This window comes from Streptomyces eurocidicus (genome assembly GCF_002891295.1).
Taxonomy (GTDB): Bacteria; Actinomycetota; Actinomycetes; order Streptomycetales; family Streptomycetaceae; genus Streptomyces; species Streptomyces eurocidicus.
The window spans coordinates 596,583-614,017 of sequence record NZ_LGUI01000001.1; the positions used below are offsets into that span (position 1 = coordinate 596,583).

The following is a 17,435-nucleotide window of genomic DNA, read 5'->3' on the forward strand; positions in this document are numbered from 1 at the left end:
GGACGACGCCATTCAGGTCTCGTCCTTACGGACGGTGTCGTCCTTACGGGCGGCTCAGCGCTCCCGCTTGGGCACGGGGACGCGCAGCAGATCGCGGGCGACGGTCAGCCCGCCCGTGAAGCCCGCCGCCCGCGCCTGCCGCTCGAAGACGGCGGGGTCGTCGTAGCGCTGCGAGAAGTGCGTGAGCACCAGGTGGCGCACGCCGGCCGCGGCGGCCACCCGGGCCGCCTGGCCGGCCGTCAGATGGCCGTGCTCGACGGCGAGCGACTCGTCCTCGTCGAGGAACGTGGACTCGATGACGAGCATGTCGCACCCCTCCGCCAGGGCCTCCACGCCCTCGCACAGCCGGGTGTCCATCACAAAGGCGAACCGCTGCCCCCGGCGCACCTCGCTGACGTCGTCCAGGGTGACCGCGCCGAGCGCGCCCTCCCGCTGGAGGCGCCCCACGTCCGGGCCCGCGATGCCGGCCGCCGCCAGCCGCTCGGGCAGCATCCGGCGCCCGTCGGGCTCCGTCAGGCGGTAGCCGTAGGACTCGACGGGGTGCGAGAGGCGGCGGGCCTCCAGGACGTACGCCGGGGTGCGCGCGAGCACCGCGCCGTCGCCCGACACCGGCTCCTGGCCCAGGTCCACCGTCTCGCGGTAGGCCGTGGCGTACCGTAGCCGGTCGAAGAAGCGCTTCCCGCTCGCCGGGTAGTGCGCGGTGACCGGGTGCGGCACCCGGTCGAGGTTGATCCGCTGGATGACCCCGGCGAGCCCGAGGGAGTGGTCACCATGGAAGTGGGTGACGCAGATCCGGTTCAGGTCATGGGCGGCCACCCCGGCGCGCAGCATCTGCCGCTGGGTGCCCTCGCCGGGGTCGAAGAGGATGCCCTCGCCGTCCCAGCGCAGGACGTAGCCGTTGTGGTTGCGGTGGCGCGTCGGCACCTGGCTGGCGGTGCCGAGGACGACCAGTTCCCGTACGGACAAGGGTCTAGCCGGGGGGCCAGTTGAGGCCGCGTCCGCCGAGCACGTGGGCGTGCGCGTGGAAGACGGTCTGGCCGGCGCCGCTGCCGGTGTTGAAGACGACGCGGTAGCCCGAGCCGTCCACGCCCTCATCCTCCGCGACCCGGCCGGCCTCGCGCAGTATGTCCGCGGCGATCTCCGGCTCGGCGGCGGAGAGGGACGCGGCGTCCGGGTGGTGCACCTTGGGGATCACCAGGACGTGCGTGGGCGCCTGGGGGTTGATGTCGCGGAACGCGACGGTCGTCTCGGTCTCCCGGACGACGGTCGCGGGCACCTCCCCCGCGACGATCTTGCAGAACAGGCAGTCGGCCTGCGGTTCTCCCGCCACCGGTGGCTCCTCGGGGTCGTCGGCTCGTACGGTCCGGATGTTACCCGCGCGTCTTCAGGCGCTTGGACCTGGCGCTGTAGATCATGCATCCCGCCAGTCCCACCCAGCCGGAATTGAGGAACACGCCCACGAGCCACTGGGGGCCGTAGGGGAAGGTCAGCAGCAGCACCGCGCACAGGACGCACCAGACGACGCCGCAGGCCGTCACCTTCAGCGCGGGCTCGGTCCGGAGCATCCGCAGGAAGTAGCCGCGGACGGACCGGGGGAGCTTGCGGAGCGTCAGCAGGACGCAGCAGGCCCACATCGCCGCGATGGCGCCGAGGCCCACGGCCTGCGCGCCGAGCGGGATCGACGGGCCCAGCCCGCGTCCGCTCGGGGCCGTGTCCCCGGCCACCGCCGTCGCCATCGCGAGGACCAGGGAGGCCAGCGCCGGCCAGCGCGCCTGCTTCAGCAGCCTGGGCGCGATCACCCGGAGGTTGTGCTGGGCCTGCCGGGAGCCGGGCTTGACGGACAGGGCCGCCGCGAGGTCCTCGGTGGCGGCGAACAGGTCGCCGTTCGGGTCCTCCGTGCGCAGGGCCGCGAGGTTGGTGCGGGCGTCGGCGTTGCCGGGGTCGAAGGTGAGGACCTGGCGCATCGCCTGGGCCGCGATGTCCTTGCGGCCCAGGCCGTCGGCGGCGGAGGACAGCGCGAAGTGGGCGGTCGCGCGCTCCGGTTCCAGGCGTATCGCCTCCAGGGCCGCGTCGTACGCCTCCTGGAGCCCGGCCCCTTCCGGGAGCCCCCGCAGGGCGTGCGACAGGACCACCCGGGGCGCCGGGTCCTCGGGCAGCAGCCGGACGGCCTCCCGGGCCGCCTCGACGGCCTGCTTCGTCCAGCCGCAGACGCGGAAGGCTTCGCTGCGGCGCAGATACGCGTCCACGAACTCGGGGCTCACCCGGAGGGCCTCGTCCGCCGCCCGTACCGCGCCCGTCCAGTCGCGGGCCTCGAAGCGGCAGACCGAGAGCCGCTCCCAGGCCCGGGCGTCGTCCGGGAACTGCGCCAGATGGCCGGAGAGCGTCTCCTGCGCCTGGGGGTAGCGGTCGACGTCGATCAGCGCCATGGCGCGGGCGACGACGGGGTGGATCGTCTCGCTCACAGCATCTTCTTCCGCTTCAGGTACGCGAGCAGCTCGTCGTACGCGCCGCCGTCGTTGGCGAACTGCGCCACGTTGCGGGCGGCGGCGAACCACGGGCCGGTGGAAGGGCGCAGCTGGTCGAGGGCGCCGAGCAGGTCGGCCATCTCGATCATGCGGGCCCGGCCGGTGCGCACGGAGTCAAGGAGCGCGCGCTCGGCGGCCGACTCGCAGAGGTGCTGGAGGTCAGCGCCGGAGAACCCCTCGGTCCGCTTGGCCAGTTTGGCGAGGTCGATGCCGGCGACGGGCCGGTCCTTGAGGTGGTGGTGGATGATCCCCTCGCGGGCGGCCCGGTCGGGCGGCAGCACGAGCAGCATCCGGTCGAGGCGGCCGGGGCGGCGCAGCGCGGTGTCGACGTCCCAGGGGTGGTTGGTGGCGGCGAGGACGAAGACGCCTTCGTTGGCGCTGCCGTCGACACCGTCCAGCTCGGTGAGCAGCTGGTTGACGGTGTTGCGCATGCCGGTGTTGCGGATCTGGCTGCGCTTGGCGCCGAGGGCGTCCAGCTCGTCGAGGAAGAGGACGCAGGGGGCGTTGCGGCGGGCGGTCTCGAAGAGCTGCCGCAGGTTCCGCTCGGAGTTGCCGATCCACATGTCGAGGACGTCGCTGATGCTGACGGACATGAAGCGGGCGCCGAGCTCGCCCGCGACGGCGCGGGCGATGTACGTCTTGCCGCAGCCGGGCGGGCCGTACATCAGCAGGCCGCCGCGGAGGCTCTTGCCGTAGAGCTTGCGCAGCTCGGGGTTGCGCATGGGGGCCAGGAAGGCGGCCTCCAGCCGGTCCTTGACCTCCTGCATGCCGCCGACGTCGGCGAGGGTGACGTCGGCGGGCTCGACCTCCCAGAGGGAGGAGTCGTCGGCGGTGCCGGAGCCGTCGACGGCGAGGGGGGCCTCGGGCAGCGGGGGTTCCTGCGGGTCCTGGGGCGGGACGGCGGGCGACTGGACGAAACGGGGCGGGACGACGCCCGCGAGCTCGTTCTCGGCGCGCTTCCAGTCGTACGCGGGGCCGCCGGTGGCGGGGGCGGCGGTGGCAGGGTCCGCGGTCACGGTGGCGGGCGCGACGGGGTCGGCGACGGGAGGCGCGTCGGATCGCGTGGTGGCGCTCGGTGCGGCCGGGGGTGCGACGGGAGCGACGGCGCGGGCCATGAGGGTCTGCGCGTCGGTGTTGCCCGGTTCGCGCTGGAGGGCCCCGGCGGCCTGGGCGATGGCGTCCTGGACGTGTCCCGCGTCGAGCAGGAGCTGGGCGAGGTGCAGGCGCAGGGGCACGTCGTGGGGGGCGGCGTCCACGGCGGCGCGCAGGCTCTTGATGAGGGGGGACTCGTCGGGCATGCCCCCACCCTAAGCGGGGCCTTGCGGCGGGTGGAGCGGGGTTCTGGGGCGGGGGTGGGTGCCGCCGCCGGGGGTGCGGGGGTGCCGCTGCGCGGGGCTTTTTCCCCAGCCCCGCCCCTTCCCGATACCGGGGCTCCGCCCCGGACCCCGGTCCTCAAGCGCCGGACGGGCTGATTTCAGCCCGTCCGGCGCTTGAGGACACCGCGCGGAGCGCGGAAAGGGGGCCCGGGGGCTTGCCCCCGGTTCCGGGAAGGGGCGGGTAGGGGAACAGGCCCCGCGCAGCGGCAACCCCACCCACCACCCGCCCCCTACTTCCCCTTCGGCCCGCCACTCCCCTCCGTACAATCCGGCGACGGCCCAAGACGCCCCCCGGACTTCCCCGGCCTCACATCCGGCTTCGCATCCGGCTTCTCCGTCCCACCGCCACTCCCCCCGGTCGTCGTCCCGCTCCCCTCACACTCCCCCAGCACACTCGCCGTGAACGCCGTCTTCCCGTCCACCTTCCCCGTCAGCCTGCCCTGGACGCACGTCTCCCCGTGGATCCCCGTGACCCGCCCATAGACGATGATCTTCTGCCCGCCGCCCGTGCGGCCCTCGCAGTCGACCCCGACGGCCGAGACCGGGCGCGGTGAGCCCTTGTCCGTGGAGCCGCCGGGCTCGGCCGTGCTGATGCAGGACAGCCACTGCACGGGATAGCCGTCGTGCTGGAGCCGGCCGGTGGCTCGTTTGTCGGTGGTGACGGCGACGGACACCGAGTCGAGCCCGCCCGCCTCCGCCGGTTCGCAGCCGGCGAGCATCAGGGCGGCGGGGCCCACGAGCGCGGCCACCCCCGCGGCGTACAGCACCTGTCGGGCCCGTAGGCGCCTCAATGCACCCATAGAGGGCAGCTTCCCACCGCCCCGGGCGGCATGGAAGGGCGGCCCCGGCCAGGTCCGCGAGCGCCCCCGGAGCGCGCCCCTGTGACCCTTTCACCACCCAACTGCCGTTACTCGTCTGTAAGTTCGGAAACACGGGATTTATCAATTAAGCACCTGCGTTTCATCTTCCCCCCTTACGCTCTCCAGCGAAGGGGAGGCACACGCGCACTGGGGAGTCGCGTGAGGGGGCACGCCACACAGCGGCCGCCGGGGGGCTCGGCGGCCGTATGACCGATGGCCGACTTCGCGCTGCCGTAGCGCGCCGTCCCGCGCGTCCTATTTGTGGGTCCTAGGGGGGACTTCTGTGCTCACGTCGGTACTGGTCTGCGTCGTTTCGCTGACGCTCTTCTGGATGGCCGCCTTCACGCTCTGGTGGCAGATGCACGCCTGGCGCACGCCCGAGACGCTCGCGGCCACCCGTTTCGAGCGCCCGAGCGGCCACGGCACGCTGACCTTCTCCCTGCTCGTCCCGGCCCGCCATGAGCAGGCCGTCCTCGAACACACCGTCAGACGCCTGCTGCTCTCCACCCACACCCGTTTCGAGATCCTCGTCATCGTCGGCCACGACGACCCGGGCACGGCCGAGGTCGCCGAGCGGGTCGCGGCCGCCGCGCCCAACCGGGTGCGGGTGATCACCGACACCCACGCCGCGAAGAACAAGCCGAAGGCCCTGAACACCGCCCTGCCGCACTGCCTGGGCGAGGTCGTCGGGGTCTTCGACGCCGAGGACCAGGTGCACCCGGCGCTGCTCAGCCATGTCGACCACGCCTTCCGCAGCACCGGCGCCGATGTGGTGCAGGGCGGCGTCCAGTTGATCAACTTCCACTCCAACTGGTACAGCCTGCGCAACTGCCTGGAGTACTTCTTCTGGTTCCGCAGCCGGCTGCACCTGCACGCCCTGAAGGGCTTCATCCCGCTCGGCGGCAACACCGTCTTCGTCCGCACCGACGTGCTGCGCGAGGCCGGCGGCTGGGACCCCGAATGCCTGGCCGAGGACTGCGACCTGGGCGTACGGCTGTCCAGCAGGGGCAAGCGCGTCGTCGTCGCGTACGACGCGGAGATGGTCACCCGCGAGGAGACGCCCGGCTCCCTGATGAGCCTGCTCAAACAGCGCACCCGCTGGAACCAGGGCTTCATCCAGGTCTACCGCAAACGCGACTGGCTCCGGCTGCCGACCCTGGGACAGCGGATGCTCGCCCGCTACACCCTGATGACCCCCTTCTTCCAGGCGTTCACCGGGATCGTCATCCCGCTCAACGTCCTTGTGACGTTCCTCCTGCACGTACCCGTCCACGTCGCCGTGCTGACGTTCCTGCCGGCCGTGACCGCCTTCATCACCTTCGTCTTCGAGATCGTCGGCCTGCACGACTTCGGCAAGCAGTACGGGTTCCGGATCCGCCTGGTCCACTACCTCAAGCTCATCGCCGGAGGGCCCTTCTACCAGTTCCTCCTCGCCGGGGCCGCCGTCCGCGCGGTCTGGCGGGAGCAGCGCGGCCGCAACGAATGGGAGCTCACCCGGCACGTCGGCGCGCACCTCACCCGTGAGGACGTGACCTCATGACCACGTTCCTCCCCACCGCCCGGGCCCGCACCGGCACCCTCTACCGGCCCGTCCCGCCGGGGCGCGGCACCCCGGTCACGCCCCGGCGCGTGCTGCGGCTGCGCCGCTCCCGCCCGGACCTCGCGCTCTGCGGGCTGCTACTGATCGCGGTCCTGCTCGTCCAGGGCTGGAACATCACCGGCTACCCCAACCTCAGCGACGACGAGGGCACGTACCTCGCCCAGGCGTGGGCCGTCCAGCAGGGCAAGGGCCTCGCCCACTACACCTACTGGTACGACCACCCGCCGCTGGGCTGGCTGCAGATCGCCGCCCTGACCTGGCTCCCCTCGGTCATGGCGCCCGATCTCCTCACCGTCGCCCCGATGCGCGGCGCGATGCTGCTGGTGACTGCGGTGAGCGCGGTGCTGGTGTACGTGCTGGGGCGGCGGCTCGGCCTGCCGCTCTGGGCGGCGGGGCTCGCCATGCTCCTCTTCGGGCTGTCCCCGCTGTCGGTCGTCCTCCAGCGGGAGATCTTCCTCGACAACATCGCCGTGATGTGGACGCTGCTGGCCTTCTGCCTGGCCGCCTCCCCGCGCAGGCACCTGTGGCACCACTTCGGGGCCGGCGTCGCGGCCGCCGTGGCCGTGCTGTCGAAGGAGACCATCCTGGTCGTCCTGCCGGCGCTGCTGGTGACGATGTGGCGCCACACCCACCGCGACACCCGCAAGTTCGCGGTGACGGGCGCGGTGACCGCCTGTGTGCTGATCGGCCTGGCCTATCCGCTGCTCGCGCTCCTCAACCACGAGCTGTTCCCCGGTCCCGGGCACGTCTCGCTCGTCGACGGCGCCGTCTACCAGATGAGCCGGGCCGGTTCGGGCTTCCTGCTCGCCCCCGGTTCCGCCGCCCACCAGGTGCTGGGCGCCTGGCTGTACTACGACCGGGTGCTGCCGCTCGGCGGCCTGGCCGCCGCGGTGGCGCTGACGCTCCTCGCCCGCCGCTCCGTGACCGCCCGCGCGCTGGCCGGGCCCGCGCTCGCCGTGCTGATCCTCGCGGTCGTCGCCCTGCGCCCCTCCGGCTACCTCCCGGCGATGTACGTCATCCAGGCGCTGCCCTTCCTGGCCCTGTCCCTGGCCGGGCTCGCCGCGGCCGTCACCGGGAAGACACTGCGCACCCGGCCGGGTTTCCGGCGCCGCTGGTACCCCGCCCGCTGGACCGCGGTGGTCCTGCTGACCGGGGCGGCCGCGGCGTACACCGTGCCGCGCTGGTACGACGGGGACCGCGCCGCCGTCACCACCGACGTCAACTCCCCCTACCGCGCCGCGACGTCCTGGCTGCGCGACCGGGACCGGGTCGCGGACCCGGCCCGTACGCGCGTCCTCGCCGACGACGCGATCTGGCTCGACCTCGTGCACGCCGGCTACACCCCGGGCACGGGCGCCATCTGGTTCTACAAGGCCGACCTCGACCCGGCCGTCGCCCGCAGCCTGCCGGACGGCTGGCGCGACCTGGACTATGTGGTCGCCTCGCCCGCCGTGCGGCGCGACGCGGCCCATCTGCCGGTCGTCCAGGGGGCGCTGGAGCACTCGCGGACGGTCGCGGTGTTCGGGCGCGGGTCGGACCGCATCGAGATCCGGCGGATCACGGAGGCGGCGCGATGACGATCTCCCGGGACTATCGCGCGTCGCCGCCGGGGACGGAGGCGCACACGGGGACGGGGGCGGGGCTGCCGGCCGGTACGGGCCACCCGGCCGACACGGGCCATCCCGCTGACACGGGCTTCCCGGCCGGTACGAGCCACCCTGCCGGTACGGGCTTCCCGGCCGGCGCGGCCCACCCTGCCGATCCCGGTTTCGCGCCGGGTCGCGGCATCCCGGCGGACTCCCACCCCCTGACGGACTCCCGTCCCCTGACAGGCTCCCGTCCCCTGACGGACTCCAGACTTTCGGAATCGGAATCCGGCCTTCCGGCCGCGTTCCCCTCCCCCACGCGCACACGGGCCCCCGGTACCGGCGCCGCGACCGTCACCGTCATCGTGCCCACCTTCAACGAGTCGGCGAACGTCCGCGAATTCCTGCGGCGCCTCACCGAGGCGCTCCCCGCCCGCTTCCCCTGCGACGTCCTCTTCGTCGACGACAGCACCGACGACACCGTGGAGGCCATCCGGGAGGCGGCGCGCTCGTGCCCGTACCCCGTCTCCGTCATCCACCGCCGAGAACCCGTCGGAGGGCTCGGTGGCGCGGTCGTCGAGGGCATGCGGGGCGGGCTGCGCGGCGGCGCGCCGGAGCCCGGCTGGTTCGTGGTGATGGACGGCGACCTCCAGCACCCGCCCGCCCTCGTCCCCGACCTCGTCGAGGCGGGGCTGCGGGAGGGCGCCGACCTGGTCGTCGCCAGCCGTTACCGGCCCGGGGGCAGCCGCGCCGGGCTGGCCGGCGGCCACCGCGTCGCGGTCTCGCGCGCCGCGACCTGGCTGGCCAAGGGCGCCTTCCCCCGCCTGCTGAAGGGCGTCAGCGACCCGATGAGCGGGTTCTTCGCGATCCGCCGCGAGGCCGTCGCGCGGGCCGGCGCCGACACGCTCCGGCCGCTCGGCTACAAGATCCTGCTGGAGCTGGCCGTACGCTGCCGGCCGGCCGTCGTCACCGAACTGCCCTTCGCCTTCCAGGACCGCTTCGCGGGCGAGTCGAAGTCCACGGCCCGCGAGGGCCTGCGCTTCCTCGGCCATCTCGCCGCGCTGCGCACGGCGTCCTCCGTGGCCCGGATGCTTCTCTTCGGCCTCATCGGCCTCACGGGCTTCCTGCCGAACCTGCTGGGACTCCAGCTGCTGACCACCGCCGGGCTGCACTACCTCCCGGCGGAGATCGTCGCCAACCAGTTCGGCGTGCTGTGGAACTTCCTGCTCATCGAGGTGCTGCTGTTCCGCGACCGGCGGCGGCACCGCCACTGGGCGGACCGGGTCGGCCGCTTCGCGCTGCTCGCCAACGCCGATCTGCTGCTGCGCATCCCGCTGATCGCCTTCTTCGTGGGCTCGCTCCGCCTCGGGGTGCTGCCCGCCACGGCGGCCGCCCTGCTCACCACCTTCGTGCTGCGCTTCGCGGCCACGGAGGCCCTCGTCTACCTGCCCCGTAAGAGCACATCGGCGCGGCCCGGCAAGGGCGGCGCCGAGAACAAGCACCGCAAGCACCGCCACGGGACCGCACGGCGCCGGCGCGCCACGGCCGGGGACCGTGGGGAAGGGACCCGCACATGCCACCGCTGACGCCCTCGGCGCCCGCCGAGCCACCACCGCCGCCACCGCCGCTCACCGGCGGGCCGGCCGCCCGCGCCCGGCGGGCGCGACGGGCCCGTATCGCCGCCGCGACGCTGCTCGCCTCCACCGCCTCCTTCGGCCTGCTGCTGTCCGCGCCGGGCCCGGCGCGGGCCGGTTCGAATCTGATCGTCAACCCCGGTTTCGAGACCTTACGGACCGGTGGGGAGCCGACCTGCTGGGAGAAGTCGGGCTGGGGCGACAACGACTTCGCGTACGCCACGACGGACGACGCCCACAGCGGGAAGAAGGCCATGTCCGTCACCCTGACCCGGCGGGTCAGCGGTGACCGGAAGGCGCTGATGCTGGAGGACACCTCCTGTGCGCCCTCGGTGACGCCGTCCCATCAGTACGACCTGTCGCTCTGGTACAAGAGCACCACTCCGGACGTCTCCGTCACCGTCTTCCGGCACGATGTGAAGAACGGCTGGCAGTACTGGACGGACCTCAAGACCCTTCCGGTCAGCGGCGGCTACGCGCGCGCGGAGGTCCGTACGCCCGTGGTGCCGCCCGGCACGGACCAGATCACCTGGGGCGTCTCCGTCTACGGCACGGGCAATGTCACCACCGACGACTTCGCCATGGAGGACGCCACCCAGCCGGCCCCCGGCGACGTGTGCACGGCGGGCGACGCCTGCACCAAGGGGAGTTGGGCGGTGATGCCGTTCAGGAACCCGGTGCGCAGTATGCACTCGGTCGTCCTCCACAACGGCAAGGTGCTGCTGGTCGCCGGTTCCGGCAACGACCCGGAGCTCTTCAAGGCGGGCACCTTCACCTCGGCGGTGTACGACCCGAGGACGGGCGGGATGAAGACGATCCCGACGCCCGTCGACATGTTCTGCGCGGGTCACGTCCAGCTGTCCGACGGCCGTGTGCTGATCATGAGCGGCAACAAGGCGTACCCGGCGGCGGACGGCAGCCACGGCTACGAGGGCTTCAAGGACAGCTATCTCTTCGACCCGTCGTCCGAGACGTACACCAGGACCAACGACCTCAACGACGGCCACTGGTACCCCTCCGCCACACTGCTCGGCAACGGCGACGTGATCACGTTCGGCGGGCTGCGCGAGGACTCCACGGGCAGTGTGACGGCCGAGCGGTTCAGCCAGGAGCAGCAGAAGTGGCTGCCGGCGGGCCAGGTGAACCAGACCTGGTCGTACTGGGGCCTCTACCCGTCCATGATCCTCATGCAGGACGGGCGGCTCTTCTACTCCGGCAGCCATGTCTTCGGCAACGGCACCCCGGGCACGGGCGCGTCGGTCTACGACTACGACCGGAACACCGTCACCGACGCCCCCGGCCTCCAGGACAAGGACCACCGCGACCAGTCGGCGAGCGTGCTGCTGCCGCCGGCGCAGGACCAGCGCGTGCTGACCATGGGCGGCGGGAACGTCAACACCAACCCCGAGGGCAACCGCCTCACCGACGTCATCGACCTCAAGAAGCCCGCGCCGCGGTACGCGCCGGGGCCGCTGATCCCGCAGGGCACCGTGGACCAGGGCCAGGGGCCGAAGCCGGAGACGGGCGCGCAGGGCAAGATGTACGTGTCGGCGGTGCTGATGCCCGACGGCAAGGTGCTGGAGACCGGGGGCGGGCTGCACGACCGGGCGGATCCGGTGTTCGAGGCGTCGATGTTCAACCCGGCGGGCGACACCTTCCAGCCGGGCCTGGCCACGGACCCGATCCCGCGCACGTACCACTCGTCCGCGTTCCTGCTGCCGGACGGCAGGGTGATGGCGGTCGGCGACAACCCCGGCAACGGCTCGTTCGACGACCATGTGTCGATCTACACCCCGCCGTACCTCTACAAGGGCGCGCGGCCCCAGATCACCTCGGTCGCCTCGGACAAGTGGCAGTACGCGAGCACCCAGCGCGTCACGGTGGACCGGCCGGTCGTCAAGGCCGAGCTGATCCGCCCGGCGGCCGTCACCCACTCCTCCGACCCCAACCAGCGCTTCGTCGACCTGCCGATGACGGTCGGCGCGGACGGCACCACCATCGACCTCAACGTCACCAGCAACCCCAATCTGGCGCCGCCCGGCTGGTACATGCTGTACGCGGTCGACGCGGCCGGTGTCCCGTCCGTGGCCACCTGGGTCCACCTGGGCGGTCCGGAGGCGATGGCTCCGGCGGCCGGGCCGATGGTCCACGACTTCGCGCACGGGATGCCCCGGGCGGCGGCGCGGAAGCCGGCGGAGAAGCACGCGTCGGCCGAGGTCGGCACGCAGGTCGCCGGCTGCGACCGCCACTACGGCACGGAGAACGTGTGCGTGCCGACGAAGTTCCCGAAGTCGGTGCCGGCGACGACGGCGGCCCGGTGCGCGTGGCTGTCCTCGCACGGCTACAAGAACCTGCGGGTGAACGGCAAGGACGACCCGCTGGGGCTGGATCCGGACCGGAACGGGCGGGCGTGCGGGTGAGGTCGCGGGGGAACGGGGAACGTATGCGCCGACGGCTGGTTGCGCGGGTGAACGTACGTGTCTGCGGCTGAGGCTGCCGGAGAGGAACGTACGCGCCAACGGCTGAGGTCGCCGGAAAGGAACGTACGCCCGGCGGCTGAGGCCGACGCGCCCGGGCGGGTGCCCCCGGCCCTCCTCGGAGGCCGGGGGCGCCCGCGTACCGAGGGGCACCCGGGTCCTAGGGTGTCCCGGTGACGTCGACACCTCCGAGAACACGCGCGCTGGCGGCGCGCCGGCCCTGGCAGCCCCCGACCGAGTTGGAGCGGAGGTTGCGGGACGCCTCGCTCGCCGACGACGAGAAGGGCTATCTGCGGATCCTGACGGAGACCGACCTCTACCTGTACCAGTCGAAGGACGAGGTCGACGCGGGCGGCCCCCGGCACTGGCGGACCATGGAGGACGAGCTGGGGAACTGGTGCGTCACCGTCTGCACCGCCGGGGAACGGCTGCCCCGCCGCGCGGGGTGGGTGGCCGCGTGCCGGACGCTGGAGGACCTCGCCGAGCACTGGCCGGACGCCCGCTTCTCCCTCTATGTGAACCCGGGCTCCCCCTCCGGTATGCGGCTGCGGGCCCGTGCGTGGGACCGCCGCGGGTGGCGTAAGGCGGCGCGGGAGGCCGGGGTGGAGCACCCCCCGGCCGTGCTCACCAAGCTGACGGGCCCCCGGTCGGGCCCGCTCGCCCACGCCCTGGCCTGCGGGGCGCACCTGTCGGTGACCAACGGCGTGCTGTGGAACGAGATCGGTGACGTCTACCGCGACTACGAGCGGGACGTCCACCTGCTCCGGGACGTCTGGGGAACCGGGACGCCCCAGGAGTGGCAGCGCCAAATGAACGCCCTGCTGGCCGCCCGCAACAGCCCTCCGGAACCCGAACTCGCCCTCCGCGTCCGCCGCGAGCTCTCCCGGGACGCCGCCACGCTCGGCGCGGAGGCGTGGCGCCGCGCCTGCACGGCCGTCCTCGACGAGATGGCGGCCCCGGCGGAGGCGGGCGCCGCCGTACAGGAGGTCATCGGCCGCATCCTCCGCTACGAGGCCCGCTTCCGCGCCGACGGCCTCCTCCCGCCGGACGGCTACGTCCGCAGCGCCGTCGGCTACGACTACGGCCGCGCGGTCGGCTTCGCCCGCTGGGGCCTGAGCGCCCGGCTGTGCCCGGCGGAGGCGGCCGAGGGCGCGATCCTCCGCGCGGGCGCCGCGTGCCGCGAGGCGTACGACTCGTGGGAGGACTTCTCGGCGGGGTACGCGCTGGGGCGGGTACTCCGCTTCGACACGGAGGAGTTCGGGGAGTGGTACACGGCGGTGCTGGAGCCGCACCGGCTGCTGACGAGGGATGAGGGGAGCCCTTGGCGGACGGTGGGGTGGCGGGAGGCGTAGGGGCGCGGTTACGGGGCTACGATCCCCTGATGCCCATAATGATCGACATCCTCTTCATCGTGGCCGGCGTCGCGGCGGTGGCCTTCGGCATCGCCATCGCCTTCAACATCCGGGGCGTGGTGACCCGCAAGGTGGCACGCAATTACAAGAAGCTCGAACTCATCCACCAGGCGAACGGCCGTCTGGACCCGGTGTTCGTACCGTTCTTCGGTACGGCCGGGTATCTGCGGTTCCTGGGGGTGATCCTGATCCCGTCCGGTCTGCTCATGGCGCTGGCGGGGAGCGTACTGTTCTCCCACCGTATGTGAGGGGCCCCGGGCATACGGGTGACTCCGCGTATCGCGGGATCGTGATCCCCGTTGATCAGGCGTGAGAGCTTTCCTCAGATGTTCGCCCGCGGTCACCGGCGCCCTGTTCCTGACGTTCGCCGGCATCCCGCTGCTGACCGTCACGCCCGACCCGACGGTGCCGGCCGCGACCGTCCTTCCCGGTGGTGTATACGACCCGCCATGGCCGGTCGAGAAGTTCCCGGCCCAGGTGGGGAAGGCGTGCGACACCTGGAAGGACCTGACCTGGCCGACGGCACCACGGGCCAAGGACTACCCGGTCCCGGGTACCGCCCTCGTCATCCGCGGCAGCAACGTCTACCGCAACCTCGGCGGCGACCTCCCGAAGACGGGCCATTACCGCGAATACGACGTCAACCCGCGACGGCCGGGCGCACGCCGCGACGCGGAACGCGTCGTCCGGGACGAGACGGCGCACACCGTTTGGTACACGGGTGACCACTACGCCAACTTCAGGAAGATCACGTCCGGTTGCGAGTAAGGCGGGCGCCCGCGGCGATGTTCCCGGCGGCCGAGCGATCGGCGGCCCACCGTTCGGGGGCGCTCAGGGTGACGGCCCAAGGGGCCTCGGGGAGGAGCAGCGCCGCGTAGCCGGTGAACCGCCGCGTCCCGCAGTCGCCGCAGCGGGACTCGCCCCGGGCGCTGCTCCGCCCGAACCGGTGCGCGCAGCTCCGTAGCACCCGGGCGATCACCAGACCGCTCCCTTCGGGAGGAGATGGGCGCTACGGAAGTGCCTGCGCACGGCGATCCCGGCGTCGACGGCCTTCTCACCGCCCTCGTCGGCGACGAGCCGCCGTCGCTCGGCGTCGAGGTGGACGCACTCGCCGCACCCGAGGGGCGAGACGGACGAGGAACCGCGCGGCTCTCCCGCCGGGGCCGAGAGCTCGAACCACAGCGTCTTGCCACCAACGGCCCCGAACCGCTCGGGGTCGAAGCGGTGACTCCCCCACGTACTGGCACACCGCCGCACGAGGAGCAGCCCCCGCCCGGCTTCGAGACCGGCCTCCTCCGCACCGAAGAAACCCGGCACGTCGGGACTGCTGTCCCACACGCTCACCCGAATCCACCGCCCCTCCAGCCCCCGCAGCCTCAGCGACGAGGGCCCGTCGGTGTGCTCGTAGGCGTTGGTGACAAGCTCGGAGGCCAACAGCTCGGCGGTGTCGGAGAGTTCCCCCATGCCATGCCCGTCGAGCACGGCCCGCAGGGTGGCCCGGGCGATCCCGGGCGCGCGGGGGTCGTGCGGCAGTTCGAGGGTGTACGTCCAGGGCGGCGGCGCGGATACGGTGGCCATGAAGTCTCCTGGCGAAGAGTGGAGTTGAGCCACGTGCAGTGGCGTGCGCCACACCGTATCGCCAGATGTATAAGTTATTCGCCGAACTGGGCGTATAACTCACTTGAGTACCCGTACGGGCGACGAGTGCTCAGCGTGTACGAACGAGGAGAGAACGTGCCCGTCAGAAAGAGCTCGACATCCCGGCAGCTCCGCCTCGGCAGCGAACTGCGCAAGCTCCGCGAAGCCGCCGGAACGTCCTCGACCGAGGCAGGCCGACTGCTCGGCACCAGTCAGGCCCAGATCAGCAACATCGAGACCGGCCGCGTAGGCGTCAGCGGCGACCGCGTGCGCGCTATGGCGAGTAACTACCACTGCACGGACGAAGCGCTCGTCGAGGCACTGGTCGTCATGGCGGGAGAACGCCGACGCGGCTGGTGGGACCACTACCAGGACTTACTTCCGGTCAGCCTTCTCGATCTCGCCGAGGCCGAACATCACGCCGCTGCTCTGCGCGTCACCCAGGTCATCACCGTGCCGGGCCTCCTCCAGACACCTGAGCACGCCCGCGCGATCTTCCGTGAGTTCGTCCCCACGCTCAAGCCTCATGAGGTCGAGCACAGGGTGTCCCACCGGATCAAACGGCAGGAGGTCCTCTTCCGCGAGGATCCCCCGTCCTACACGGCGATCATCCACGAGGCCGCACTGAGAATGCAGTTCGGCGGACCGGAGACGGCTGCGGCACAACTCGCGCACCTCGTCGCCATGAGCGAGCACCCGCACATCACCCTGGCGGTCATCCCGTTCGACGGCACCTCGTTCCCGGTCTCGGGCCACGGAGTCGACTACCTGTACGGCCCCGTACCGCAGCTGGATACCGTTCAGCTCGACACCGGCCACGGCGGAGACACCCTCGACGCGGCGCCTCAGCTTGAGAGGTACCGCCTGATGCTGGACCGCATGCAGGACATCGCCCTCGCACCGGCGCCGTCACGCGATCTGATCAGCCGCATCGCACATGCCCTCTGAAGGGAAGGTCATGAGTACCGTCCACTGGCAGAAGTCGACGTACAGCGAGGCGGCATCCGCCTGCGTCTACCTGGCCGCCGCCCCAACGGGAACGATCCACCTCCGCGAAAGCGAAGCCCCCGAAACGATCCTCACGACGACCCCGCACAGACTCCGGCCTCTCATATCCCGCATAAAAACCGGCATGCTCACCCCAAACCAGGGCTGACCCGTTCACCAGCTTTCATACGGCTCGAAAGCCACCTCCCTGCCGGGGAACAGGCCGATCACCGGCGGCCCCTCCCGGTACTCCCATGTGGACGGGAGCCGAAGCAGCGCCTCAAGCGCCTCGCCGGTGACACGCTCCCCACCCTCATGAGCCGGCCACTCGTCACCGCGATAGACGCACACGTACCCGGCCTTGTCCCAGCGCTCGATGATCTCAGCGAAGACGGGCGCGACAGCCACCCACTCGGCTTCGTCCTCGCTGTCGGTCCAGTCGGCCAGGACGGACCACAGCGGCGACATCTCCCGGGCGTTGAGAAGCACGCACTCCTCTTCGTCCCCGGGAAGCCACTCCGTGGCGCCGTCCATCACTGCTCGAACTCCATGAAGTCCTCCAGGGCCGCGCGCAACCACGCGTAGAAGTCGGCGAATTCGCGCCGGTTCTCCCAACCAGGAGCGGCGAAATCGTGGATCACGCACACCACACCACCGGCAAGATCCCAGCACGCCACGTCGTCGTTGTCCTCACGCCGGGCGAAGGGCACGAGCCGACGTTCGGGGAAACGCTCGCGAATCCCGACCGCGCGGACCCGGAGGTTCTCTCCCTCCAGGAGCCACCACGGCTCAAGCCCGACCAGACCGGATTCGACCGCCCGAAGAAACCCCTTCGGGTAGGCGAACCCGCCAGGAAGCTCCGCCGCAGACAGTACGTCCATCTGTCCCCAGCTCTCTACTAGGACGGGACCTGGTCCCCGAGCGCGGCCTCGTCCTAGCCGCCGCACTTGATAGACCGCTCTGCGAGGATTCAAACAAGGAGGAACTTGTCCTTGATTGAAATAGTCGGAAACACTGCAACATTCATTCGCCCGGACCATCCATCACCCATGAATTCGATAGCGAAATAGACGTCTTTCCCTTCCGAGCGGATATCAACACTCACAGCCCCCTCCCTGAAAAGATCCAGAATCACTTCGCCATCACGTAGCCAACGAGTCCGAACAGACCGCCCCACAGGGTCGTAAGACAGCCTCAGTTCACCACCCGCCTCGTCCGACAGGCAAACTTCCCGCACGTCACCATCGGGCTGGATCTCAGGGGAGACGCCGATCGCTTGCAGGACATCATCGTCTTCCGGAATTCGAAGCGCTCCACCCATCACAACTCCCATCAGTATT

19 protein-coding genes are annotated in these 17,435 nt (G+C 71.6%); 9 read left to right on the forward strand and 10 right to left on the reverse strand.

Annotated elements, in window-relative coordinates:
* Positions 1-54: 54 nt before the first annotated feature.
* The 5 genes from AF335_RS02660 to AF335_RS02680 form a co-directional block, all read right to left on the reverse strand.
* Positions 55-966 carry a ribonuclease Z gene (locus AF335_RS02660; RefSeq protein ID WP_102916598.1) on the reverse strand — a complete coding sequence of 304 codons (912 nt, stop codon included), beginning with the start codon at positions 964-966 and terminating at the stop codon, positions 55-57.
* 4 nt (positions 967-970) lie between these two features.
* Positions 971-1,330: a histidine triad nucleotide-binding protein gene (locus tag AF335_RS02665; protein WP_102916599.1), complete on the reverse strand. Its 360-nt coding sequence runs from the start codon at positions 1,328-1,330 to the stop codon at positions 971-973.
* A 40-nt stretch (positions 1,331-1,370) separates the two neighbouring features.
* Positions 1,371-2,462, reverse strand: a complete 1,092-nt coding sequence (locus AF335_RS02670; RefSeq protein ID WP_102916600.1) for a tetratricopeptide repeat protein — start codon at positions 2,460-2,462, stop codon at positions 1,371-1,373.
* Positions 2,459-3,823 (reverse strand): ATP-binding protein, encoded by a 1,365-nt coding sequence (locus AF335_RS02675; protein WP_102916601.1) that lies wholly within the window; start codon positions 3,821-3,823, stop codon positions 2,459-2,461. Before AF335_RS02675 ends, AF335_RS02670 begins: the two co-directional genes overlap by 4 nt.
* Before the next feature lie 308 nt (positions 3,824-4,131).
* On the reverse strand, positions 4,132-4,701 hold the full coding sequence (locus tag AF335_RS02680; protein ID WP_146045404.1) for a hypothetical protein: 570 nt from the start codon (positions 4,699-4,701) through the stop codon (positions 4,132-4,134).
* A gap of 343 nt (positions 4,702-5,044) precedes the next feature.
* Between AF335_RS02680 and AF335_RS02685 the strand changes: the two genes are divergently transcribed.
* From AF335_RS02685 to AF335_RS02715, 7 genes are all read left to right on the forward strand, one after another.
* Complete coding sequence (locus AF335_RS02685; protein WP_102916603.1) at positions 5,045-6,301, forward strand: glycosyltransferase; 1,257 nt, start codon at positions 5,045-5,047, stop codon at positions 6,299-6,301.
* Positions 6,298-7,938: an ArnT family glycosyltransferase gene (locus AF335_RS02690; protein WP_102916604.1), complete on the forward strand. Its 1,641-nt coding sequence runs from the start codon at positions 6,298-6,300 to the stop codon at positions 7,936-7,938. The genes AF335_RS02685 and AF335_RS02690 overlap by 4 nt, the downstream gene beginning before the upstream one ends.
* A 266-nt stretch (positions 7,939-8,204) precedes the next feature.
* Positions 8,205-9,533, forward strand: a complete 1,329-nt coding sequence (locus AF335_RS02695) for a glycosyltransferase (RefSeq protein ID WP_376697786.1) — start codon at positions 8,205-8,207, stop codon at positions 9,531-9,533.
* Positions 9,521-12,001: a galactose oxidase family protein gene (locus tag AF335_RS02700; protein WP_102916606.1), complete on the forward strand. Its 2,481-nt coding sequence runs from the start codon at positions 9,521-9,523 to the stop codon at positions 11,999-12,001. The genes AF335_RS02695 and AF335_RS02700 overlap by 13 nt, the downstream gene beginning before the upstream one ends.
* Positions 12,002-12,231: 230 nt before the next feature.
* Positions 12,232-13,410 (forward strand): DUF1266 domain-containing protein, encoded by a 1,179-nt coding sequence (locus tag AF335_RS36105; RefSeq protein ID WP_146045405.1) that lies wholly within the window; start codon positions 12,232-12,234, stop codon positions 13,408-13,410.
* Between the two features lie 29 nt (positions 13,411-13,439).
* A complete protein-coding gene (locus AF335_RS02710; protein ID WP_146045406.1) occupies positions 13,440-13,718 on the forward strand; it encodes a hypothetical protein in 279 nt (92 codons plus the stop codon).
* Between the two features lie 61 nt (positions 13,719-13,779).
* Positions 13,780-14,238 (forward strand): ribonuclease domain-containing protein, encoded by a 459-nt coding sequence (locus AF335_RS02715; protein WP_170127563.1) that lies wholly within the window; start codon positions 13,780-13,782, stop codon positions 14,236-14,238.
* Here AF335_RS02715 and AF335_RS02720 read toward each other — a convergent pair.
* Together AF335_RS02720 and AF335_RS02725 are read right to left on the reverse strand one after the other, a co-directional pair.
* Positions 14,219-14,449 (reverse strand): DUF6255 family natural product biosynthesis protein, encoded by a 231-nt coding sequence (locus tag AF335_RS02720; protein WP_102916609.1) that lies wholly within the window; start codon positions 14,447-14,449, stop codon positions 14,219-14,221. The two genes, AF335_RS02715 and AF335_RS02720, sit on opposite strands and share 20 nt — an antisense overlap.
* A complete protein-coding gene (locus AF335_RS02725; protein WP_311775554.1) occupies positions 14,446-15,048 on the reverse strand; it encodes an ATP-binding protein in 603 nt (200 codons plus the stop codon). Before AF335_RS02725 ends, AF335_RS02720 begins: the two co-directional genes overlap by 4 nt.
* A 156-nt stretch (positions 15,049-15,204) precedes the next feature.
* Between AF335_RS02725 and AF335_RS02730 the strand changes: the two genes are divergently transcribed.
* The gene (locus AF335_RS02730; protein WP_102916610.1) at positions 15,205-16,056 is read left to right on the forward strand and encodes a helix-turn-helix domain-containing protein; all 852 of its coding nucleotides are present in this window, start codon (positions 15,205-15,207) and stop codon (positions 16,054-16,056) included.
* Between the two features lie 10 nt (positions 16,057-16,066).
* Positions 16,067-16,264, forward strand: a complete 198-nt coding sequence (locus AF335_RS02735) for a DUF397 domain-containing protein (RefSeq protein ID WP_102916611.1) — start codon at positions 16,067-16,069, stop codon at positions 16,262-16,264.
* Between the two features lie 5 nt (positions 16,265-16,269).
* Here AF335_RS02735 and AF335_RS02740 read toward each other — a convergent pair whose 3' ends face one another.
* From AF335_RS02740 to AF335_RS33895, 3 genes are all read right to left on the reverse strand, one after another.
* Positions 16,270-16,629, reverse strand: coding sequence for a hypothetical protein (locus AF335_RS02740; protein WP_146045407.1), 360 nt, complete (start codon positions 16,627-16,629; stop codon positions 16,270-16,272).
* Positions 16,629-16,976 (reverse strand): hypothetical protein, encoded by a 348-nt coding sequence (locus AF335_RS02745; RefSeq protein WP_102916613.1) that lies wholly within the window; start codon positions 16,974-16,976, stop codon positions 16,629-16,631. Before AF335_RS02745 ends, AF335_RS02740 begins: the two co-directional genes overlap by 1 nt.
* Positions 16,977-17,065: 89 nt before the next feature.
* The gene (locus tag AF335_RS33895; RefSeq protein WP_146045408.1) at positions 17,066-17,428 is read right to left on the reverse strand and encodes a hypothetical protein; all 363 of its coding nucleotides are present in this window, start codon (positions 17,426-17,428) and stop codon (positions 17,066-17,068) included.
* Positions 17,429-17,435: the final 7 nt, after the last annotated feature.